The sequence below is a fragment of the Streptomyces sp. NPDC054932 genome (genome assembly GCF_053610205.1).
The window spans coordinates 3848-19902 of sequence record NZ_JBSGXU010000043.1 but is presented as its reverse complement, the minus strand read 5'-3'; the positions used below and the strand labels follow the sequence as shown (position 1 = coordinate 19902).

Genomic DNA, 16055 nt, shown 5'->3' with positions numbered 1-16055 from the left:
ACCGCCCTGCTCACTCCACCGTCTGGCGGCCCTCCGGGCGGGCGCTGCACGAGCTGCGGAAGGAGCAGTGGTCGCAGTGGCGGCCCGCGGCGGGCGCGAACCGCTCGTCCAGGACCCGGCCGGCGGCGGTGGCCAGCAGGTCGCCGACCCACTCCCCGTCGAGCGGCTGCTGGGCCTGGACCTTGGGCACCGCGTCCCCGCCCTCGCGCTGCGCGGCGCCCTGGCGGAGCTGGACGAGCTCGGCGCCGCCGGGGACGGGGCGCAGGCCGTCGAAGACCTCGTCGACGGCGCCCTCGCGCACGGCGAGCTGGTAGACGGCGAGCTGGGGGTGGCGGGCGACCTCGTCCCGGGTGGGTGCGGACTTGCCGGTCTTGAAGTCGACGACGTACGCACGGCCCTGCGGGTCCGTTTCGACCCGGTCCATGGATCCCCGGATGCGCACGGCGACGTCACCGGCTTCGAGTGTGACGTCGAACTCGTGCTCCGTGGCCACGGCCTCGCGGCCCCCGCGGTCGGTGGTGTGCCAGCGCAGGAAGCGCTCCAGGGCGGCGCGGGCGTTGTCCTTCTCCTGGCGGGACTTCCAGGGCGCGTCGAAGGCGAGGGCGTCCCACACCGAGTCGAGGCGTTCCATCAGGACGGCCAGGTCGGCGGGGGTGCGGCCGGAGGCGACCTCGTCGGCGAGGACGTGGACGACGTTGCCGAAGCCCTGGGCGGCGGTGGAGGGGGTGTCGGCCTTGACCTCGCGGCCGAGGAACCACTGGAGCGAGCAGGTGTTGGCGAGCTGCTCCAGGGCGCTGCCGGACAGGGCGACGGGCCGGTCCCGGTCGCGCAGCGGAACGCTGCTGCGGGTGGGCTCGTACAGGCCCCACCAGCGCTGCGGGTGCGCGGCGGGGACCAGGGGGCGGTCCTCGTCGTCCGTGAGCGCGGCGAGGCGGGCCAGGCGCCGGGCGGCCGCGTCGCGCAGGGCGGGCGAGGCGTCGGGGTCGACGGTGGTGGCGCGCAGCTCGGCGACGAGCGCGGCGACGGCGAGGGGGCGGCGGGGGCGGCCGGTGACGTCGCGCGGGGGGACGCCGAGCTCGGTGAGGAAGCGGGAGGGCTGGTCGCCGTCGTCGGCGGGGGCCTTGACGGCGGTGACGACGAGGCGCTCGCGGGCGCGGGTGGCGGCGACGTAGAAGAGCCGGCGCTCCTCGGCGAGCAGCGCGCCGGGGGTGAGGGGCTCGGCGAGACCGTCACGGCCGATGCGATCGGCCTCCAGGAGGGAGCCGCGGCGGCGGAGGTCGGGCCACAGGCCCTCCTGGACGCCCGCTACGACGACGAGGGACCACTCCAGTCCCTTGGAGCGGTGGGCGGTCATCAGCCGGACGGCGTCGGACCGGGTGGCGCGGGTCGTCAACGTGTCGGCGGCGATGTCCTCCGCCTCCAGTTGTTCGAGGAAGTTGAGGGCGCCGCTGCCGCCGGTGCGCTCCTCGGCGCGGGCGGCGGTGTCGAAGAGGGCGCAGACCGCGTCGAGGTCGCGGTCGGCGTTGCGGCCGGCCGCGCCGCCGCGGCGGGCGCTGCGCTCCAGCCGCTGCGGCCAGGGGGTGCCGTCCCAGAGGACCCAGAGGGCCTCCTCGGCGGTGCCGCCGCCCTGGAGCAGCTCACGGGCCTTGCGCAGGAGCAGGCCGAGGCGCTGCGCGCCGCGGGCGTAGGCGGGGTCGTGCGCGGTGAGCCGCTCCGGCTCGGCGAGGGCGCGGGCGAGCAGTACGTCGGAGGGCGCGGGCACCTTGACGCCCGCGGCGCGCTCCTCGTCGCGCAGGGCGCGGCCGAGACGCCGCAGGTCGGCGGCGTCCATGCCGCCGAGGGGGGAGGCGAGGAGGGTGAGGGCGGCCTCGACGGTGACGCCGAAGTCCTCGGGGCCGGCCCCGGCACCCGGCTCGACGCCGTCGTGCTCGCCTCCGGCAAGATCCGCGGCCGGTGCCGGGCCGTCGGCGGGCGGCTGCCCCGGGACCGCGTCACCTGCGGTGGGCTGCGCCTCGGCCGCCGGGCCGTCCAGCGGGGACCGGTCCTCCGGACCGGCCGGGGCGACCGGCAGGCCGCCGCCCACAACGGGCTGACCCGCAGGATCCGTGGCCGCTCCCGCGGGGTCGGCCGGGGCCTGCCCCGCGCCCGCGTCGCCTGCGGGCGGCTGCGGGGCGGTCGGCGTGGGCCGGGGTTCGGGGGTCGTGGAGGCGGCCGAGGTGGCCGTTACGCGCAGGGCCGTCAGGAGGGGGGAGACCGCCGGTTCGTGGCGCAGGGGGGTGTCCGTGCCGTCCGTTTCGACCGGGACCCCTGCCGAGATCAGCGCGCGGCGCATCGCCGGGAGGGTGCGGCCGCCGGCGCGGACCAGGACGGCCATGTCCTGCCACGGCACGCCGTCCTCCAGGTGGGCCCGGCGCAGGATGTCCGCGATGTTGTCCAACTCGGCGCCCGCCGTCGGGTACGTGAAGACCTCCACCCGGCCGCCCTCCCGCACCGGTGCGAGGTTGCGGTGGGCGCGGACCGCCTCGGCCGGCAGCCGCGGCACCGGCATCCGGGTGGTGAGCAGCCGGGTGGCTGCCAGGAGGGCCGCGCCCGAGCGGCGGCCGACGGTCAGCGCCCTGACCCGCGCGCCCGGGAAGGCCGACTCGAAGTCCAGGATGTTGTTGATGTCGGCGCCACGGAAGGCGTAGATCGACTGGTCGGGGTCGCCGAAGGCGATCAGCGTGCCGCCCGGGCCGGTCAGGGCCCGCAGCAGCCGCAGCTGCGAGGCGTCCGTGTCCTGGTACTCGTCGACGAAGATCGCGTCGTAGGCGGAGGCGAGGGCCGGCGTGCGTTCCGCGAGGAGCACCGCCCGGTGCAGGAGCTCCGCGTAGTCCAGCGTGCCCTGCATGTCGAGGACGTCGAGGTATTCGGAGAGGAAGGCCGCCGCCGCCTTCCAGTCCGGGCGGCCGATGCGGTCGGCGAAGTCGGCCAGGGCGTTCGGGCCCAGGCCCAGCTCGCGGGCGCGGGCGAGGACCGCCCTGACCTCGTCGGCGAACCCGCGCGTGGTCAGCGCGGCCCTCAGGTCGTCCGGCCAGCGGATGGAGCGGATCCGGCGCTGGCCCTCCAGGAGGGTGCGGACCATCACGTCCTGCTCGGGGCCGGACAGCAGCCGCAGCGGGTCGGCGAAGAGGTCGGTGTCCTGGTGGGCGCGGACCAGTCCGTAGCAGAAGGAGTGGAAGGTGGTGGCCTGCGGTGCGCGCGCGCCGCCGAGGCGCAGGGCGGCCCGGTCGCGGAGTTCCACCGCGGCCTTGCGGCTGAAGGTGAGGATGAGGATCCGGGCGGGGTCGGCGCCCGCTTCCACCCGGGCGGTCACGGCCTCGACCAGCGTGGTCGTCTTCCCGGTGCCCGGTCCGGCGAGGACCAGCAGCGGTCCGCGGGTGTGGTCAACCACGGCCCGCTGCGCTGCGTCCAGCACAGGAGGATCCACCCGCTGCGACCCGGTGCGCACGAGGCGGTACGCGTCGGGGGTCCGCGTACGCCGCCGTTCGGTGCGGTCCGAGGAAGAGGTGATCACGTGGGGTGCCGGTCCTGGTGTGTCTGCGGGGTGTGGCGGTGCCGGCGTGACCGCTCTCGCGGAAGCCGAAGGGGCAACGCTACGCCAACCGGACCGCGCCGCGCAGTCCCCCCGGGTAGCCCGGACGGGCGTTCGGATCGTCGCTCGATCGCCCGTCCGGGCCCTGCATGGCCGAAGCTGTCAGGTGTGAGCCTCGTCGCGCCCGCCGTCCTGTCCGGGGGATCCGTCCCAGCGCGCCCGGCGCATGTCCAGCCGCGGCTCGCCGCCCGTCGTCAGGCGCAGCGGGGTGGCCTCGGTCCGGTAGTGCTCCAGGGCGCGCGGCTCGCTGCCGGGCAGCGGCAGGCCGTCCGCCCGCACCACCCGCCACCAGGGCACGGCTCCCCCGTACAGGGCCATGACACGCCCGACTTGACGCGGCCCTCCCTCGCCGAGCCACTCGGCGACGTCCCCGTATGTCATCACCCGGCCGGGCGGAATACGCTCGGCCACCTCCAGCACGCGCTCCGCGTAGGCGGGCAGCTCCTCACTCATTCGGCACATGGTGCAGTACTCCGGCTCCGCTCCGGCGGAGATCGCGCTTCTGTATCGGCGCGCACCCTGATGCCCCGAGGGCCCGCCTGTCCGTGCCACCATCTTCCGGGCGGTGACTGGTGATACGTGATCAAGAAGAGACGGATGTGACGACGAAGGAGCAGGGTGTGAGCCCTCCGGACGGCGCGGCGACCGATGACGGCGCACGCCCTGACGACGGCCCCGCCTCCCGCCGCGAACCCGTCCCGGAGCCCCGCCCCGAGCCCCCGCGCCCCGACGGCCGGGCCGACCCGGCCGACGAGTCCCGCGCCGCCCGGGCCCCGGACGCCGAGGTCCCCGGCGCCCAGGCCCCGGACGCCCAGGCCCCGGAGGCCGAACCCGCGAACGGTCACGCCTCCGCGCCCGCCGACCGGGTCGAGGTCGACGAACCACTGCTCGCCGCCCGCGTGCACCGGCCGTCCGACCTCGTACGCCTGCTCGTCGGCATCCTCGGCATCGCCCTCCTCCTCGGCATCACCGCCTTCGCCCACGGCACCACCGTCGGCCTGGAGGAGGACATCAGCAAGGGCACCGGCCAGGCGCCCGCCTTGTTGATCAAGGTCGCCGCGCTGGCGTCCAGCATCGCGGTGCTGCTGCTGCCCGTCGCCTTCGCCATCGAGCGCCTGATCAAACGCGACGGGCTGCGCATCGCCGACGGCGTGCTCGCCGCCGTCCTCGCGCACGGCGTCACCCTCGCCACCGACCTGTGGGTCTCGCAGGCCGCCCCCGACACCATTCAGGACGCCCTCACCCGCTCCGCGGGCGGCGGGACCCTCACCGATCCGGTCCACGGCTACCTCGCGCCCGTCATCGCCTACATGACTGCGGTCGGCATGACCCGCAGACCCCACTGGCGCGTCGCCCTGTGGGTGGTCCTGCTGCTCAACGCCCTGGCCATGCTGGTCAACGGGTACACCACCCCCTTCTCGATCATCCTCACCGTGCTGATCGGCTGGAGCGTCGCCTACGGCACCCTGTACGCCGTCGGCTCGCCCAACGTGCGCCCCACCGGGCAGCACCTCCTCGCGGGCCTGCGCCGCGTCGGCTTCCAGCCCGTCAGCGCGATGCGCGCCGAGCTGCCCGAGGGTCCCGAGCCGTCCGAGGCCAACGACCGGGGCCGCCGCTACCACGTGACCCTGGAGGACGGGCCGCCGCTCGACGTCACGATCGTCGACCGCGAGCAGCAGGCGCACGGCTTCTTCTACCGGGTCTGGCGCCGGCTCACCCTGCGCGGCATCACCACCGGCCGCAGTCTGCAGTCGCTGCGCCAGGCGCTGGAGCAGGAGGCGCTCCTCGCGTACGCGGCCATCGCGGCCGGGGCGAACGCGCCGAAGCTGATCGCCACCTCCGAGCTCGGTCCGGACGCGGTGATGCTCGTGTACGAGCACCTCGACGTCCGCACGTTCGACGCCCTCGCCGACGAGGAGATCACCGACGAGCTGATCCACCACACGTGGGAGCAGGTGCGGGCCCTGCAGTCGCGGCGGATCGCGCACCGCCGGCTCACCGGGGACGCCCTGGTGGTGGATCGTTCCGGCAATGTCATCCTGACCGACCTGCGCGGCGGTGAGATCGCCGCGGGCGATCTGGTGCTCCGGATGGACATCGCACAGCTGCTGACCACGGTCGGTCTGCGGGTCGGCGCGGAGCGCGCGGTGGCCTCGGCCGTGTCGGTGCTCGGCCCGGACGCGGTGGCGGACTGCCTGCCGCTGCTCCAGCCGATCGCGCTGAGCCGTTCCACCCGGGCGACCCTGCGCAAGCTGGCCCGGGAGCGGGCCGAGCGGCAGCGGGAGGCCGTACTGGAGTCCTCGCGGGCCGCGAAGGCGGCGCGCGAGGCGGAGTCCGCCCACGGCACCGCCCCGGTCTCCGCGTCGGCCGCGGCCGACCGCAAGGCCGAGAAGAAGGCCCTGGAGGATGCGCTGGACGGGGCGCGCGAGGAGGATCTGCTGACCCAGATCCGCCACCAGGTGCTGCTGATCCGTCCGCAGGCGCCGGTGGAGCCGGCCCGGCTGGAGCGGATCCGGCCGCGCACGCTGGTCTCGTTCATCGCGGGCGCGTTCGGCGCGTACTTCCTGCTCACGCAGCTCGCCCACGTGGACTTCGCGACCGTCATCGGCGAGGCCCAGTGGGGCTGGGTCGGGGCGGCCCTCGCCTTCTCGGCGCTGACGTACTTCGCGGCGGCGATGAGCCTGCTGGGTTTCGTTCCGGAGCGGGTGCCGTTCCTGCGGACCGTGGTCGCGCAGGTGGCCGGGTCGTTCGTGAAGCTGGTGGCTCCGGCGGCCGTCGGCGGCGTCGCCCTGAACACGCGGTTCCTGCAGCGGGCGGGGGTCCGGCCCGGCCTGGCGGTCGCGAGCGTGGGCGCCTCCCAGCTGTTCGGTCTGGCCAGCCACATCGTGCTGCTGCTGTCCTTCGGCTATCTGACCGGAACCGAGAAGACGCCGGAGATGACCCCGTCCCGGGCGGTCATCGCGGGTCTGCTGACGGTGGCCGTACTGGTGCTGGTGGTGACGGCGGTCCCGTTCCTGCGGAAGTTCGTGGTGACGCGGGTACGGGCGCTGTTCGCGGGCGTCGTGCCGCGCATGCTGGACGTGCTCCAGCGGCCGAAGAAGCTGGTGACCGGCATCGGCGGAATGCTGCTGCTGACGGGCTGCTTCGTGATGTGCCTGGACGCGTCGATCCGCGCGTTCGGGGGCGGCGAGGCCATCAGCTACGCGAGCATCGCAGTGGTGTTCCTTGCGGGCAACGCGCTGGGGTCGGCGGCGCCGACACCGGGCGGTATGGGCGCGGTGGAGACCACGCTGACCCTCGGGCTGATCGCGGCGGGCCTGGAGAAGGAGGTCGCGATCTCGGCGGTGCTGCTGTTCCGCCTGATGACCTTCTGGCTGCCGGTGCTGCCGGGGTGGATCTCGTTCAACTTCCTGACCCGCAAGGAAGCCATTTAGCCTCCGGCCCGGCCCGCGGATCCGGCCCCGGCCGGTAGCGACGGCGCCGGTGAGAACCGTCCGGCGTGGGCGGTGTCCGACCCGGGTGACAGCATGCGGCCATGAGAGCGGCCAGGAGAGAAGAGCACGACAGCCACCCGCCGTTGGACGATCCGGCCGCGGTGCTGGGCGCGGACCGCGCCGCGCTGCGGAGCGGGGCCGTCGGGCAGGACGGCATCGGGCGTGAGGTGTTCACCCAGGCCGAGGCCGTCTTCGGACGGGCGGACGTGGGACGGGCGGAGTTCGCCTCCTGGTTGCACTTCGCCGCGACCGTGCTCGGGCACCACGACTACGCCGCCCGCGTCGCCGAGGCCGAACCCGGGCTGCCCTGGCGGACGGTGTGGGCCTGGTGGCGGCCCGTCGGCGCGTACGTGGCGGAGCCGAACCTCAGTGGCGACCACACCGCCGAGGTGTACGAACTGGACGGGCGCGCGGCCTTGAAGGTGTGGGCCCTGTGGTGCGCGGACGCCTGGTTCGACCTGGGGACGGGACGCCGGCTGCCCGCGCCCGCCGACGGCGAGGCGGTGGAGCGGGACGAGGCGGAGCCGGACGGCCCGTGGCTCTTCGACGGGGACGAGGAGGGCTGGGCGCTGCACTGCCCCGGCACCTGGGAGGAGCCGGTCCCGCTCGGCGGCGGCCGCTACTTGTTCTCCGAGGCACGCGGCATCGTCGTGGTGGAGGAGAACGCCGCGGCCCTCGCCCACTGGCCCCGGGGCGCTGCCGACACCTCCTCGTGGGAGTCGGCCGGGGGCACCGCGTGGTTCCGCCCGGGCACGCGCGGCTCCGGACCGCTGACCGCGGCCGCCCTCGGCCGGACCTTCGGCGACGCCCGGGTCACCCGCGTCCCGCGCGAGGAGCTACCGGACGCGCTGGAGCACCCGGCCACCCGGGAGTTCCTGAGCGGGGTCGGGCTGCCGCGCCACTGGGCCGCGGGCGTCAGCTCGTTCGCCGTCGCCCCGCAGCTGCTGCGGCCGGCGGGCGCGCAGGCCCCGGAAGCGGGCGACGACCTCCTGCACCTGGGGACCTTCGACTTCGGTCACACGGCTCCGGGTCCCGTCTTCGTCCACCGCCTCACCGGCCGGGTCCACCTGTCCCAGGGGGCCGGGTCCGTCGTCCCGTTGGCCCGGGACGTGGCGGCGTTCGTCGGGCTGCTCGACGGCGTGCGCCGGTACATGGGCGCCTGCTGGTCGTCGTACCCGGCCGAGGACGGGGTCCGGGCCTTCCTCGACGCCGTGGAGGCGATCGATCCCGGGGCGACGGCCGTCGGTTCCCCCGCGGCGGAGGTCTGGGAGCACCTCTTCGCCGCCATCACGGAACTGAGCGTGTACGGCTACTGACGCCCGCGCGCGACCCCCCGTTCGGGTCAGCGCGCGGGCGGGGTCGGCGGAGGGCCCACAGGATGGGGACATGCCGACACACGCCTGGCGGGTCACCACCGCCGCCGCGATCTCCGCCGCGCTGCTCGCCACGGCCGCCTGCTCCGACGACGGCGACGGGCAGAAGACGGCGGCCGACGGCACCCCGGAGGTCAAGCCCCTGAAGTGGGGTGACTGCGACGCCCCGACCGCCGCCCAGGGCGGTGGTCAGGCCCCGCCCAAGGACTGGCAGTGCGCCACCCTCGACGTTCCGCTCGACTACGCGAAGCCCGAGGGCGAGACGATCCCGATCGCGCTGATCCGGGCCAAGGCGCGCGACCAGAAGAACCGGCTGGGCTCGCTGGTCTTCAACTTCGGCGGCCCCGGAGGCTCCGGGATCAGTACGCTTCCCGGCGCCGCCAAGGAGTACGAGGCCCTGCGCGCCCGGTACGACCTGGTCAGCTTCGACCCCCGCGGGGTGGGCGGCAGTTCCCCGGTCCTGTGCGAGAGCGACAAGGAACTGGACCAGTACTTCACCGAGGACTCCTCCCCCGAGACCCCCGAGGAGGAGAAGGCCTTCATCGACAACATCAGGAAGTACCAGGAGGCCTGCAAGAAGAACTCGGACAAGCTCCTCGCCCACGTCGGCACCGAGAACGCCGCCCGCGACCTGGACCGCATCCGCCAGGCCCTCGGCGACGAGAAGTTGAACTACTTCGGCATCTCCTACGGCACCGAGCTCGGCGGGGTCTACGCCCACCTCTTCCCCAAGAACGTCGGCCGGGCCGTCTTCGACGCCGTCGTGGACCCGACCAAGACCTCCGAGGAGAGCGCGCTGGCCCAGGCCAAGGGCTTCCAGCTCGCGCTCAACAACTTCGCCCAGGACTGCGTGGACCGCGGGGACGAGTGCCGGCTCCGGGGCAGCACGCCCAAGGAGATCGAGGCCGACATCATCAAGCTGCAGCAGTCCCTGGCCGCCAAGCCCATCCCCGGCATCGGGGACCGGAAGCTCACCGAGACCCAGGCGACCGGCGGCATCGCGCAGGCCCTGTACTCCAAGGAGTTGTGGCCGCTGCTGGAACAGGGCCTCGACGAGGCGGAGGGCGGTCAGGGGCAGCTGCTGATGGCCCTGTCGGACGCGATCAACGGCCGGGACCAGCAAGGGCGTTACAGCAACCTCGGTGCGGCCAACGCCGCCATCAACTGCGTGGACGACAAGAATCGCTACACCCTGGAACAGACGAAGGCCGGACTGCCGGCCTTCCGCGCGGCCTCGCCCGTCTTCGGGAACTACATCGGCTGGGCCATGCTGGGCTGCACCGGCTGGCCGGTCCCCGGCCTCTCGGACACCCCCGACGTCTCCGCGCCGGGCTCCGACCCGATCCTGGTCATCGGCAACACCGGCGACCCGGCCACCCCGTACGAAGGTGCGCGCAAGATGGTGGAGCGGCTCGGCCCGGGCGTGGGCACGGAGCTCACCTACAAGGGCGAGGGACACGGCGCGTACAACAGCGGCGACCCGTGCGTGCAGGAGAAGGTCAACACCTACCTGCTGGACGGGAAGACGCCCGCGGCGGGCACCGTCTGCACCGCGGGCCCGGACGCCACGGGGACCCCGGTGGCGCCGGAGCCGCCGACGGGCGCCTGATCCGGCGAACGCCGACGGGGCCGTACCCCGCTCGCGCGGTACGGCCCCGTCGGGTGACTGCTAGTAGACCGGCTTGTCGGGCTCGATCTGGTGGACCCAGCCGATGACGCCGCCGCCGACGTGCACCGCGTCGGAGAAGCCCGCGGACTTCAGGACCGCGAGGACTTCCGCACTGCGGACACCCGTCTTGCAGTGCAGGACGATGCGCTTGTCCTGCGGCAGGTCCTGCAGGGCGGTGCCCATCAGGAACTCGCCCTTGGGGATCAGCTTCGCGCCGGGGATCGAGACGATCTCGTACTCGTTGATCTCGCGGACGTCGATGATCTCGATGGGCTCGTCGGTGTCGATCCACTCCTTGAGCTGCTTGGGAGTGATCGTCGAACCGGCGGCCGCCTCCTGGGCCTCCTCCGACACGACGCCGCAGAAGGCCTCGTAGTCGATGAGCTCGGTGACGGTCGCGTTCGGACCGCAGACCGCGCAGTCCGGGTCCTTGCGGACCTTGACCTGGCGGTACTGCATCTCCAGGGCGTCGTAGATCATCAGACGGCCGACCAGCGGCTCGCCGACACCCGTGAGGACCTTGATGGCCTCGGTGACCTGGATGGACCCGATGGACGCGCAGAGCACGCCCAGCACGCCGCCCTCGGCGCAGCTCGGGACCATGCCCGGCGGCGGGGGCTCCGGGTAGAGGCAGCGGTAGCACGGGCCGTGCTCGGACCAGAAGACCGAGGCCTGGCCGTCGAAGCGGTAGATCGAGCCCCACACGTACGGCTTGTTCAGCAACACGCAGGCGTCGTTCACCAGGTAGCGCGTGGCGAAGTTGTCCGTGCCGTCGACGATGAGGTCGTACTGGCTGAAGATCTCCATCACGTTCTCGGCCTCGAGCCGCTCTTCGTGAAGGACCACGTTCACGTACGGGTTGATGCCCAGCACGCTGTCGCGGGCCGACTCGGCCTTGGAACGGCCGATGTCCGCCTGGCTGTGGATGATCTGGCGCTGCAGGTTCGACTCGTCGACCTCGTCGAACTCCACGATGCCCAGCGTGCCGACGCCGGCCGCGGCAAGGTACATGAGGGCGGGCGAGCCGAGGCCGCCCGCGCCCACGGCCAGCACCTTGGCGTTCTTCAGGCGCTTCTGGCCGTCCATCCCGACATCCGGGATGATCAGGTGGCGGGAATACCGACGGACCTCGTCAACGGTGAGCTCAGCAGCTGGCTCGACCAGGGGTGGCAGCGACACGGGGACTCCGTAGATGGTTACGTCTTAACGGTGGTTCTCTCCGTAACACTGCCACGCCCGTCTTCATTCCAAGACACCTGTCCCGATCCTTGAGACGATTTCGTCCCAGTAAGCGGGCATTGACGCCCACGGGTCACTGCCGCGCGCCCCGATCCGGTCGGTGAACCAGATCGTGCCCGCTCCCTGCCACCGGGCGACCCTCATCGCCTCTTCCAGATGCGTGCGCGGCACCCCGTGGACCAGGTGGCAGAAGCGCTCCGCCGGATGGTCGGCCGTCCACTCCGCCACCTGCGACCAGCGGTAGTCGGACCAGCTCCCGGAGAAGGTGACCAGCTGGTCGGCGACCTCCGCATAGCCCTCGTACGGGTGCGTGCCGTGCCCGAGCACGATCCGCAGGTCCCCGCCCAGGCTGCGCAGGGTGTCGACGACCCGCTGCACCGGGGCCAGCTGCGCCCTGCCCGCCGGGGCCCCGGCGAGGTAGAAGCCGCCGACCCCGTACCAGTCGCGGAAGCGGTGCGCGTCGGAGATCAACTCCCCGAACGACCGCGACCCGTGTCGCATCGCGAGATGACCGAGGACCGTGCTGCCGGCGCGCCGCAGCTTCGCGGCCGCTTCCGTGCAGTGCGGATCGGGCCGCCCGCCCGGGCCGTCCGCGACGTTCAGCACGGCCCAGTGCAGGGGGGTGCCGGGGCGGGTCAGCTCGGCCCACTCGACGGGGGCGAGCAGCGGGTGCGCGTAGCCGGGGATGCCCAGGCCGAGGCGGCCGGCCTCGGTCGAGGCGGCGGTCATGGCCCCCGGCGGGGTCGTCAGATGCGGCACGCCGCCTCCATCCAGATGTCCGCGAGGGATTCCTCCAGGTTGATCCGGGGCCGCCAGCCGAGCCGGTCCCGGGCGGTACGGACGTCCGCCTGCTGCCAGGCCCCGCAGCCGTCCGGGTAGGGGTACGGCTGCGGGGCCGCGGCGGCGATCTGTTCGGCGGTGGCCTCGGAGCGGGGGGAGCCGATGGTGGCGAGCCCGGTCGGGCGGCCCGGGTGCCCGTGCGACTGCTGGGGTCCGCCGTGCGGTACGTCCAGCTCGTGCAGGGCCCCTCCGTACCCGGCGACCCGGGCCAGCACCGCGGCCGCGTCGCGCAGCCGGACCGCCCGGCCGGTGCCGATGTTGACCACGCCCTGGGCGGCGGACAGGGAGGCGGCGTGCACGGCGCGCGCCACGTCCCGCACGTCCACGAAGTCGCGCTGCACGCCGAGCCCGCTGAGCTTCAGCTCGCCGTCGCCCGCCTGCATCGCGCGGCGCATGGCCTCGGCGAGCCGACCGAGCGGGGATCCGGCGGGGGTGCCGGGGCCGACGGGCGAGAAGATCCGCAGGACGACGGCATCCAGTCCGGAGCCCAGGACCAGCTCGGTGGCGGCCAGCTTGCTCACCCCGTACGGCCCTCCGGGTCTCGGCACGGCGTCCTCGGCCGTGGACGATCCGGGCTGGCTGGGCCCGTACTCGGCGGCGCAGCCCAGCTGCACCAGCCGGGCCCCGCAGCCGCTGCGGCGCAGCGACTCGCAGATCGTCGCGACGGCGACGGTGTTGTGCCGGGTGAGTTCCCGGGCCCCGCCCCGGGTGGCTCCGGCGCAGTTGATGACGACGCCCGGGTGGACGGCGTCGAGGAAACGGGTGAGCGCACCGGGACTGCCGGTGGCGAGGTCGAAGCGGACGTCGGCGTCGTCGCCGCGGCCGAGCGCGGTGAGCTGGACGGCGGGGTCGGCGAGCAGCCGGTCGGCGACGTAGCGGCCGAGGTATCCGTTGGCTCCGATCAGCAGCACCCTCATCGCGTGACCCCTTGGTTGGTTGGCTGGCCGGTCATGTCTGTTTCTCCTTGCGGGCGGGTGGACGGACGGGTGGGCGGGGTACGGGTAAAGCGCCTCGGCGTCGGCTCCGAAGGTCTGGGGACGTCCCGGGGACGTCAGGGCCGCGCATGCGCGGACGCGCGGGCCAGGGCGAGCACGGCGTGTACGAGGAGTCCGGCCGCGGCGGCGGGAGCCGCCGCCGGGACGGGGATCAGGGCGAGGGCGAGGGCGGCCGCGACGGGTGCGCGGTGGGCACCGTGGCGGAGCAGCAGCCGGGTCAGGAACAGCAGCAGGGCGAGCGGCACGGCCACCGGGATCGGTGTTCCGGCGAGCACGGCAGCCCCGGCGGCGGCCCCGGTGAACACGGCGACGACCGCCAGCAGGAGCGGGCGGGCCCGGTCCGCGAAGTCCTCCAGGACGCGGCTCCCGTCGATGCGGGCCCTGGCCCCGGCGGCGAAGGCGACCGCGGCCAGGTGCCCGGGGGCGACGGCCAGGGCGAGGCCCACCGCGAGAGCGGTGCCGTGCCGGTGCACGGCCCAGCCGACGACGGCCGCGGCCAGCAGGTGCGCCGCGTAGGGGAACCGACCCCCGGCCACCCGCCCGGGCCGCACCAGGGCGGCGACGACGGCGGCCGCGGCTGCGGCCCCGGCCCATGCCTGCCCGGTGGCGGCCGCGGCGCAGGCGAGGGCGCCGGGCAGAGTTGCGTAGCCGAAGGCTCGTAAGGCGGACGGGCCGGCCGGGACCAGGGTGGGCGCGGCGGCGGCGACCTCCTCGTGGGGGCTGCGCGCGTACAGCTCCTCGGCGAGCGAGAAGACGTCCCGGTGGCGGAACCGGGCGGCGGTGCGGTCGGTGATGCCGCGGGCCTCCAGCCCGGCGGCGATCTCCAGCGGGTCCACGGCCCGCTCGCACAGGTCCCGGTGCCGGTGCAGCAGGGCCTTGACGGGATCCCCGCCGCCCCGCCGCCGGGTCGGCTTCACAGCCGCCCCGCCGGCAGCTCCGGCCTCGTTGCCGGGGGTGACGCCCCCTGACGCCCGCGCCTCCGACGTCGGCGGGGCCGGGTTCGGCGGGGCCGAGATCTCGGGATCGACGGTGGTCATACGGCAGCCTCCGAGGTCGAGTCCGGGACGGGCTTGGCCCAGGTCGGGCTGGTCCAGTGGCCGGGCACCCGGGCTTCCGGGGGCCGGGCGAAGGGGATCCCGCCGTCCGGTCGCGCGGAGCCCCTGGCCAGCAGCCGCAGGTAGATCTCCTGGAAGGCGGCCACGTTCTGCTCGACGGTGAAGAGCTCCAGGGCCCGCGCCCGGGCGGCGGCGCCGAGCCGCTGCGCCCGCTCGGGGTCCTGCAGCAGGGACAGGCATGCCTCGGCGAGCGCCCGGGGATTGCGCGGCGGGACCACGAGCCCGGTGCCCCCGATGACCTCGCAGACCGCGCCGACGTCGGTGGAGACGGTGGCGCGCCCGCAGAGCATCGCCTCGGCGAGGGTGACGGGGAAGCCCTCGATCACGGAGGACAGCACGACGACGCGCCCGGCGCCGTACGCCTCGGCCGTGGTGGGGGCGTCGGGTCCGCCGATCTCCTCGAAGGTGACCGGGTTCTCCCCGGCGGTGACCGAGTCGGCCGCCTCGTCGGGGAACAGCTGGGCCGCCAGGGACCGGCAGTCGGCGAGGTAGCCGGGAGCCACGGCGGTCGCGAAGATCCGCAGCCGGGTGTCCGGCGCGGCCCGGCGGACCTCGGCGAAGGCGTGCAGCAGGGCGATGAGGTCCTTGGCGGGCTCCACCCGGCCGACCCACACCAGCGTGTCGGGGTCCCCGCAGTCCGCGGCCTCCCCGACGGTGGCGAATCGGTCCGCCTCCATCCCGGGATAGACGGTCCGCAGCCGTTCCCGGGGGGCGCCGCACCGCTCCTGCCAGCGCCGGGCGTGCGCGTTCCCGGGGGTCAGGAAGTCGGCGCGGGTGTAGATCTCGGTGGCCAGCCGCAGGTGGAAGGCCGCGAGCAGGGCCCGTACGGCGGGGCGGGTCTCCGGCTCGCTGCGGGTGTCGAGCTGCGCCAGGTAGTGGGCCCGGAGCTGGACCCCGTACTCGGTGACCAGGAGCGGGACCCCGAAGAAGCGTTTGGCCAGGAGTCCGGGGAGCGCCGCCACGCCGCCCGCGGCCGCGTGGCAGATGTCCGCCTCGCCGAGACCGCCGGCCTGGGCGTTCTCCTCGTACCAGTCGAGGGACAACGGCCGCAGCATGGCTTCCAGTTCGTCGACGAACTCCAGCAGGTCGCCCACCTGCGCCGTCCGTACGGTGCGTGCCGCGCCCGGCGCCCGGCAGGCGGCCTCCAGGGCCCGCACCGCGGACTCGGAGCGCAGTGCGGCGTACATCCCGCCCTGTTCGCGGGCGAGTCCGGCGAGCCCGTACAGCCCGGCGGCGAAGGGCTGCGGCTGACCGGCGCAGATCCCGTGGACCAGCTCCCGGAAGGATTCGACGAACCGCCGGCGCTCACGCCGGGAGTGGGTCCGACCGTCGTCGGCGGGGGCCCACAGGGGGGCCGTGCGGACCCGGATGACGTGCTCGGGCAGGAGGATCCGTGCGCGCTCCTGCTCGGCGCTGCGGCTCAGTGCGTAGATCTCGAACTCGTGCTGCGGGAGCCCGCGCACGAGCCGGTCGCACCACAGCCTCGCCTCTCCCGTCGCATACGGATAACCACCTTCCGTGAGCAGTCCGATCCGCACGAGTGGCACCCCCGTTCTCCCGTTCAGGCGGTCGCCATTCGGTCAGGCGACCCGCCGCGGGAGAACTCAAGCGGATATGCCGAAGGGGGGGCGGGCGGGGGTGCCTGGCGCCCCCCCGAGGGGGGTAGAGTGGCTGTGTAGTTTTAAAAAAAGAAACAGGC

At 74.2% G+C, this 16055-nt stretch carries 10 protein-coding genes; 3 read left to right on the top strand and 7 right to left on the bottom strand.

All coding sequences use genetic code 11. The features are described from left to right. Positions 1–10: 10 nt before the first annotated feature. Positions 11–3550 carry an ATP-dependent helicase gene (locus ACWGE1_RS14860; protein ID WP_453420921.1) on the bottom strand — a complete coding sequence of 1180 codons (3540 nt, stop codon included), beginning with the start codon at positions 3548–3550 and terminating at the stop codon, positions 11–13. 183 nt (positions 3551–3733) lie between these two features. Then, positions 3734–4093 (bottom strand): MGMT family protein, encoded by a 360-nt coding sequence (locus ACWGE1_RS14855; protein WP_453420897.1) that lies wholly within the window; start codon positions 4091–4093, stop codon positions 3734–3736. Between the two features lie 158 nt (positions 4094–4251). Between ACWGE1_RS14855 and ACWGE1_RS14850 the strand changes: the two genes are divergently transcribed. The 3 genes from ACWGE1_RS14850 to ACWGE1_RS14840 all read left to right on the top strand — a co-directional run bounded on the left by ACWGE1_RS14850 (position 4252) and on the right by ACWGE1_RS14840 (position 10107). Next, positions 4252–7065, top strand: a complete 2814-nt coding sequence (locus tag ACWGE1_RS14850) for a flippase-like domain-containing protein (protein ID WP_453420896.1) — start codon at positions 4252–4254, stop codon at positions 7063–7065. A 101-nt stretch (positions 7066–7166) separates the two neighbouring features. Next, positions 7167–8441, top strand: coding sequence for an SUKH-4 family immunity protein (locus tag ACWGE1_RS14845; RefSeq protein ID WP_453420895.1), 1275 nt, complete (start codon positions 7167–7169; stop codon positions 8439–8441). A gap of 70 nt (positions 8442–8511) precedes the next feature. Continuing rightward, a complete protein-coding gene (locus tag ACWGE1_RS14840; protein WP_453420894.1) occupies positions 8512–10107 on the top strand; it encodes an alpha/beta hydrolase in 1596 nt (531 codons plus the stop codon). A 60-nt stretch (positions 10108–10167) separates the two neighbouring features. Here ACWGE1_RS14840 and moeZ read toward each other — a convergent pair whose 3' ends face one another. The 5 genes from moeZ to pelF all read right to left on the bottom strand — a co-directional run bounded on the left by moeZ (position 10168) and on the right by pelF (position 15894). After that, on the bottom strand, positions 10168–11346 hold the full coding sequence (gene moeZ, locus ACWGE1_RS14835) for an adenylyltransferase/sulfurtransferase MoeZ (RefSeq protein ID WP_453420893.1): 1179 nt from the start codon (positions 11344–11346) through the stop codon (positions 10168–10170). Between the two features lie 63 nt (positions 11347–11409). After that, positions 11410–12165 carry a spherulation-specific family 4 protein gene (locus tag ACWGE1_RS14830; RefSeq protein ID WP_453420892.1) on the bottom strand — a complete coding sequence of 252 codons (756 nt, stop codon included), beginning with the start codon at positions 12163–12165 and terminating at the stop codon, positions 11410–11412. Then, positions 12153–13163: an NAD-dependent epimerase/dehydratase gene (locus ACWGE1_RS14825; RefSeq protein WP_453420891.1), complete on the bottom strand. Its 1011-nt coding sequence runs from the start codon at positions 13161–13163 to the stop codon at positions 12153–12155. The genes ACWGE1_RS14830 and ACWGE1_RS14825 overlap by 13 nt, the downstream gene beginning before the upstream one ends. Positions 13164–13297: 134 nt before the next feature. After that, the gene (locus tag ACWGE1_RS14820) at positions 13298–14278 is read right to left on the bottom strand and encodes a hypothetical protein (RefSeq protein ID WP_453420890.1); all 981 of its coding nucleotides are present in this window, start codon (positions 14276–14278) and stop codon (positions 13298–13300) included. Continuing rightward, entirely contained in the window at positions 14275–15894 is a 1620-nt protein-coding gene (gene pelF / locus ACWGE1_RS14815; RefSeq protein WP_453420920.1) for a GT4 family glycosyltransferase PelF, read from the bottom strand. The genes ACWGE1_RS14820 and pelF overlap by 4 nt, the downstream gene beginning before the upstream one ends. Positions 15895–16055: the final 161 nt, after the last annotated feature.

Excerpts from the sequence above, each read along its gene's own strand:
- ACWGE1_RS14825 (WP_453420891.1), bottom strand. The coding sequence starts at position 13,163 with ATGAGGGTGCTGCTGATCGGAGCCAACGGATACCTCGGCCGCTACGTC.
- ACWGE1_RS14845 (WP_453420895.1), top strand. The coding sequence starts at position 7,167 with ATGAGAGCGGCCAGGAGAGAAGAGCACGACAGCCACCCGCCGTTGGAC.
- ACWGE1_RS14855 (WP_453420897.1), bottom strand. The coding sequence starts at position 4,093 with ATGTGCCGAATGAGTGAGGAGCTGCCCGCCTACGCGGAGCGCGTGCTG.
- ACWGE1_RS14820 (WP_453420890.1), bottom strand. The coding sequence starts at position 14,278 with ATGACCACCGTCGATCCCGAGATCTCGGCCCCGCCGAACCCGGCCCCG.
- ACWGE1_RS14840 (WP_453420894.1), top strand. The coding sequence starts at position 8,512 with ATGCCGACACACGCCTGGCGGGTCACCACCGCCGCCGCGATCTCCGCC.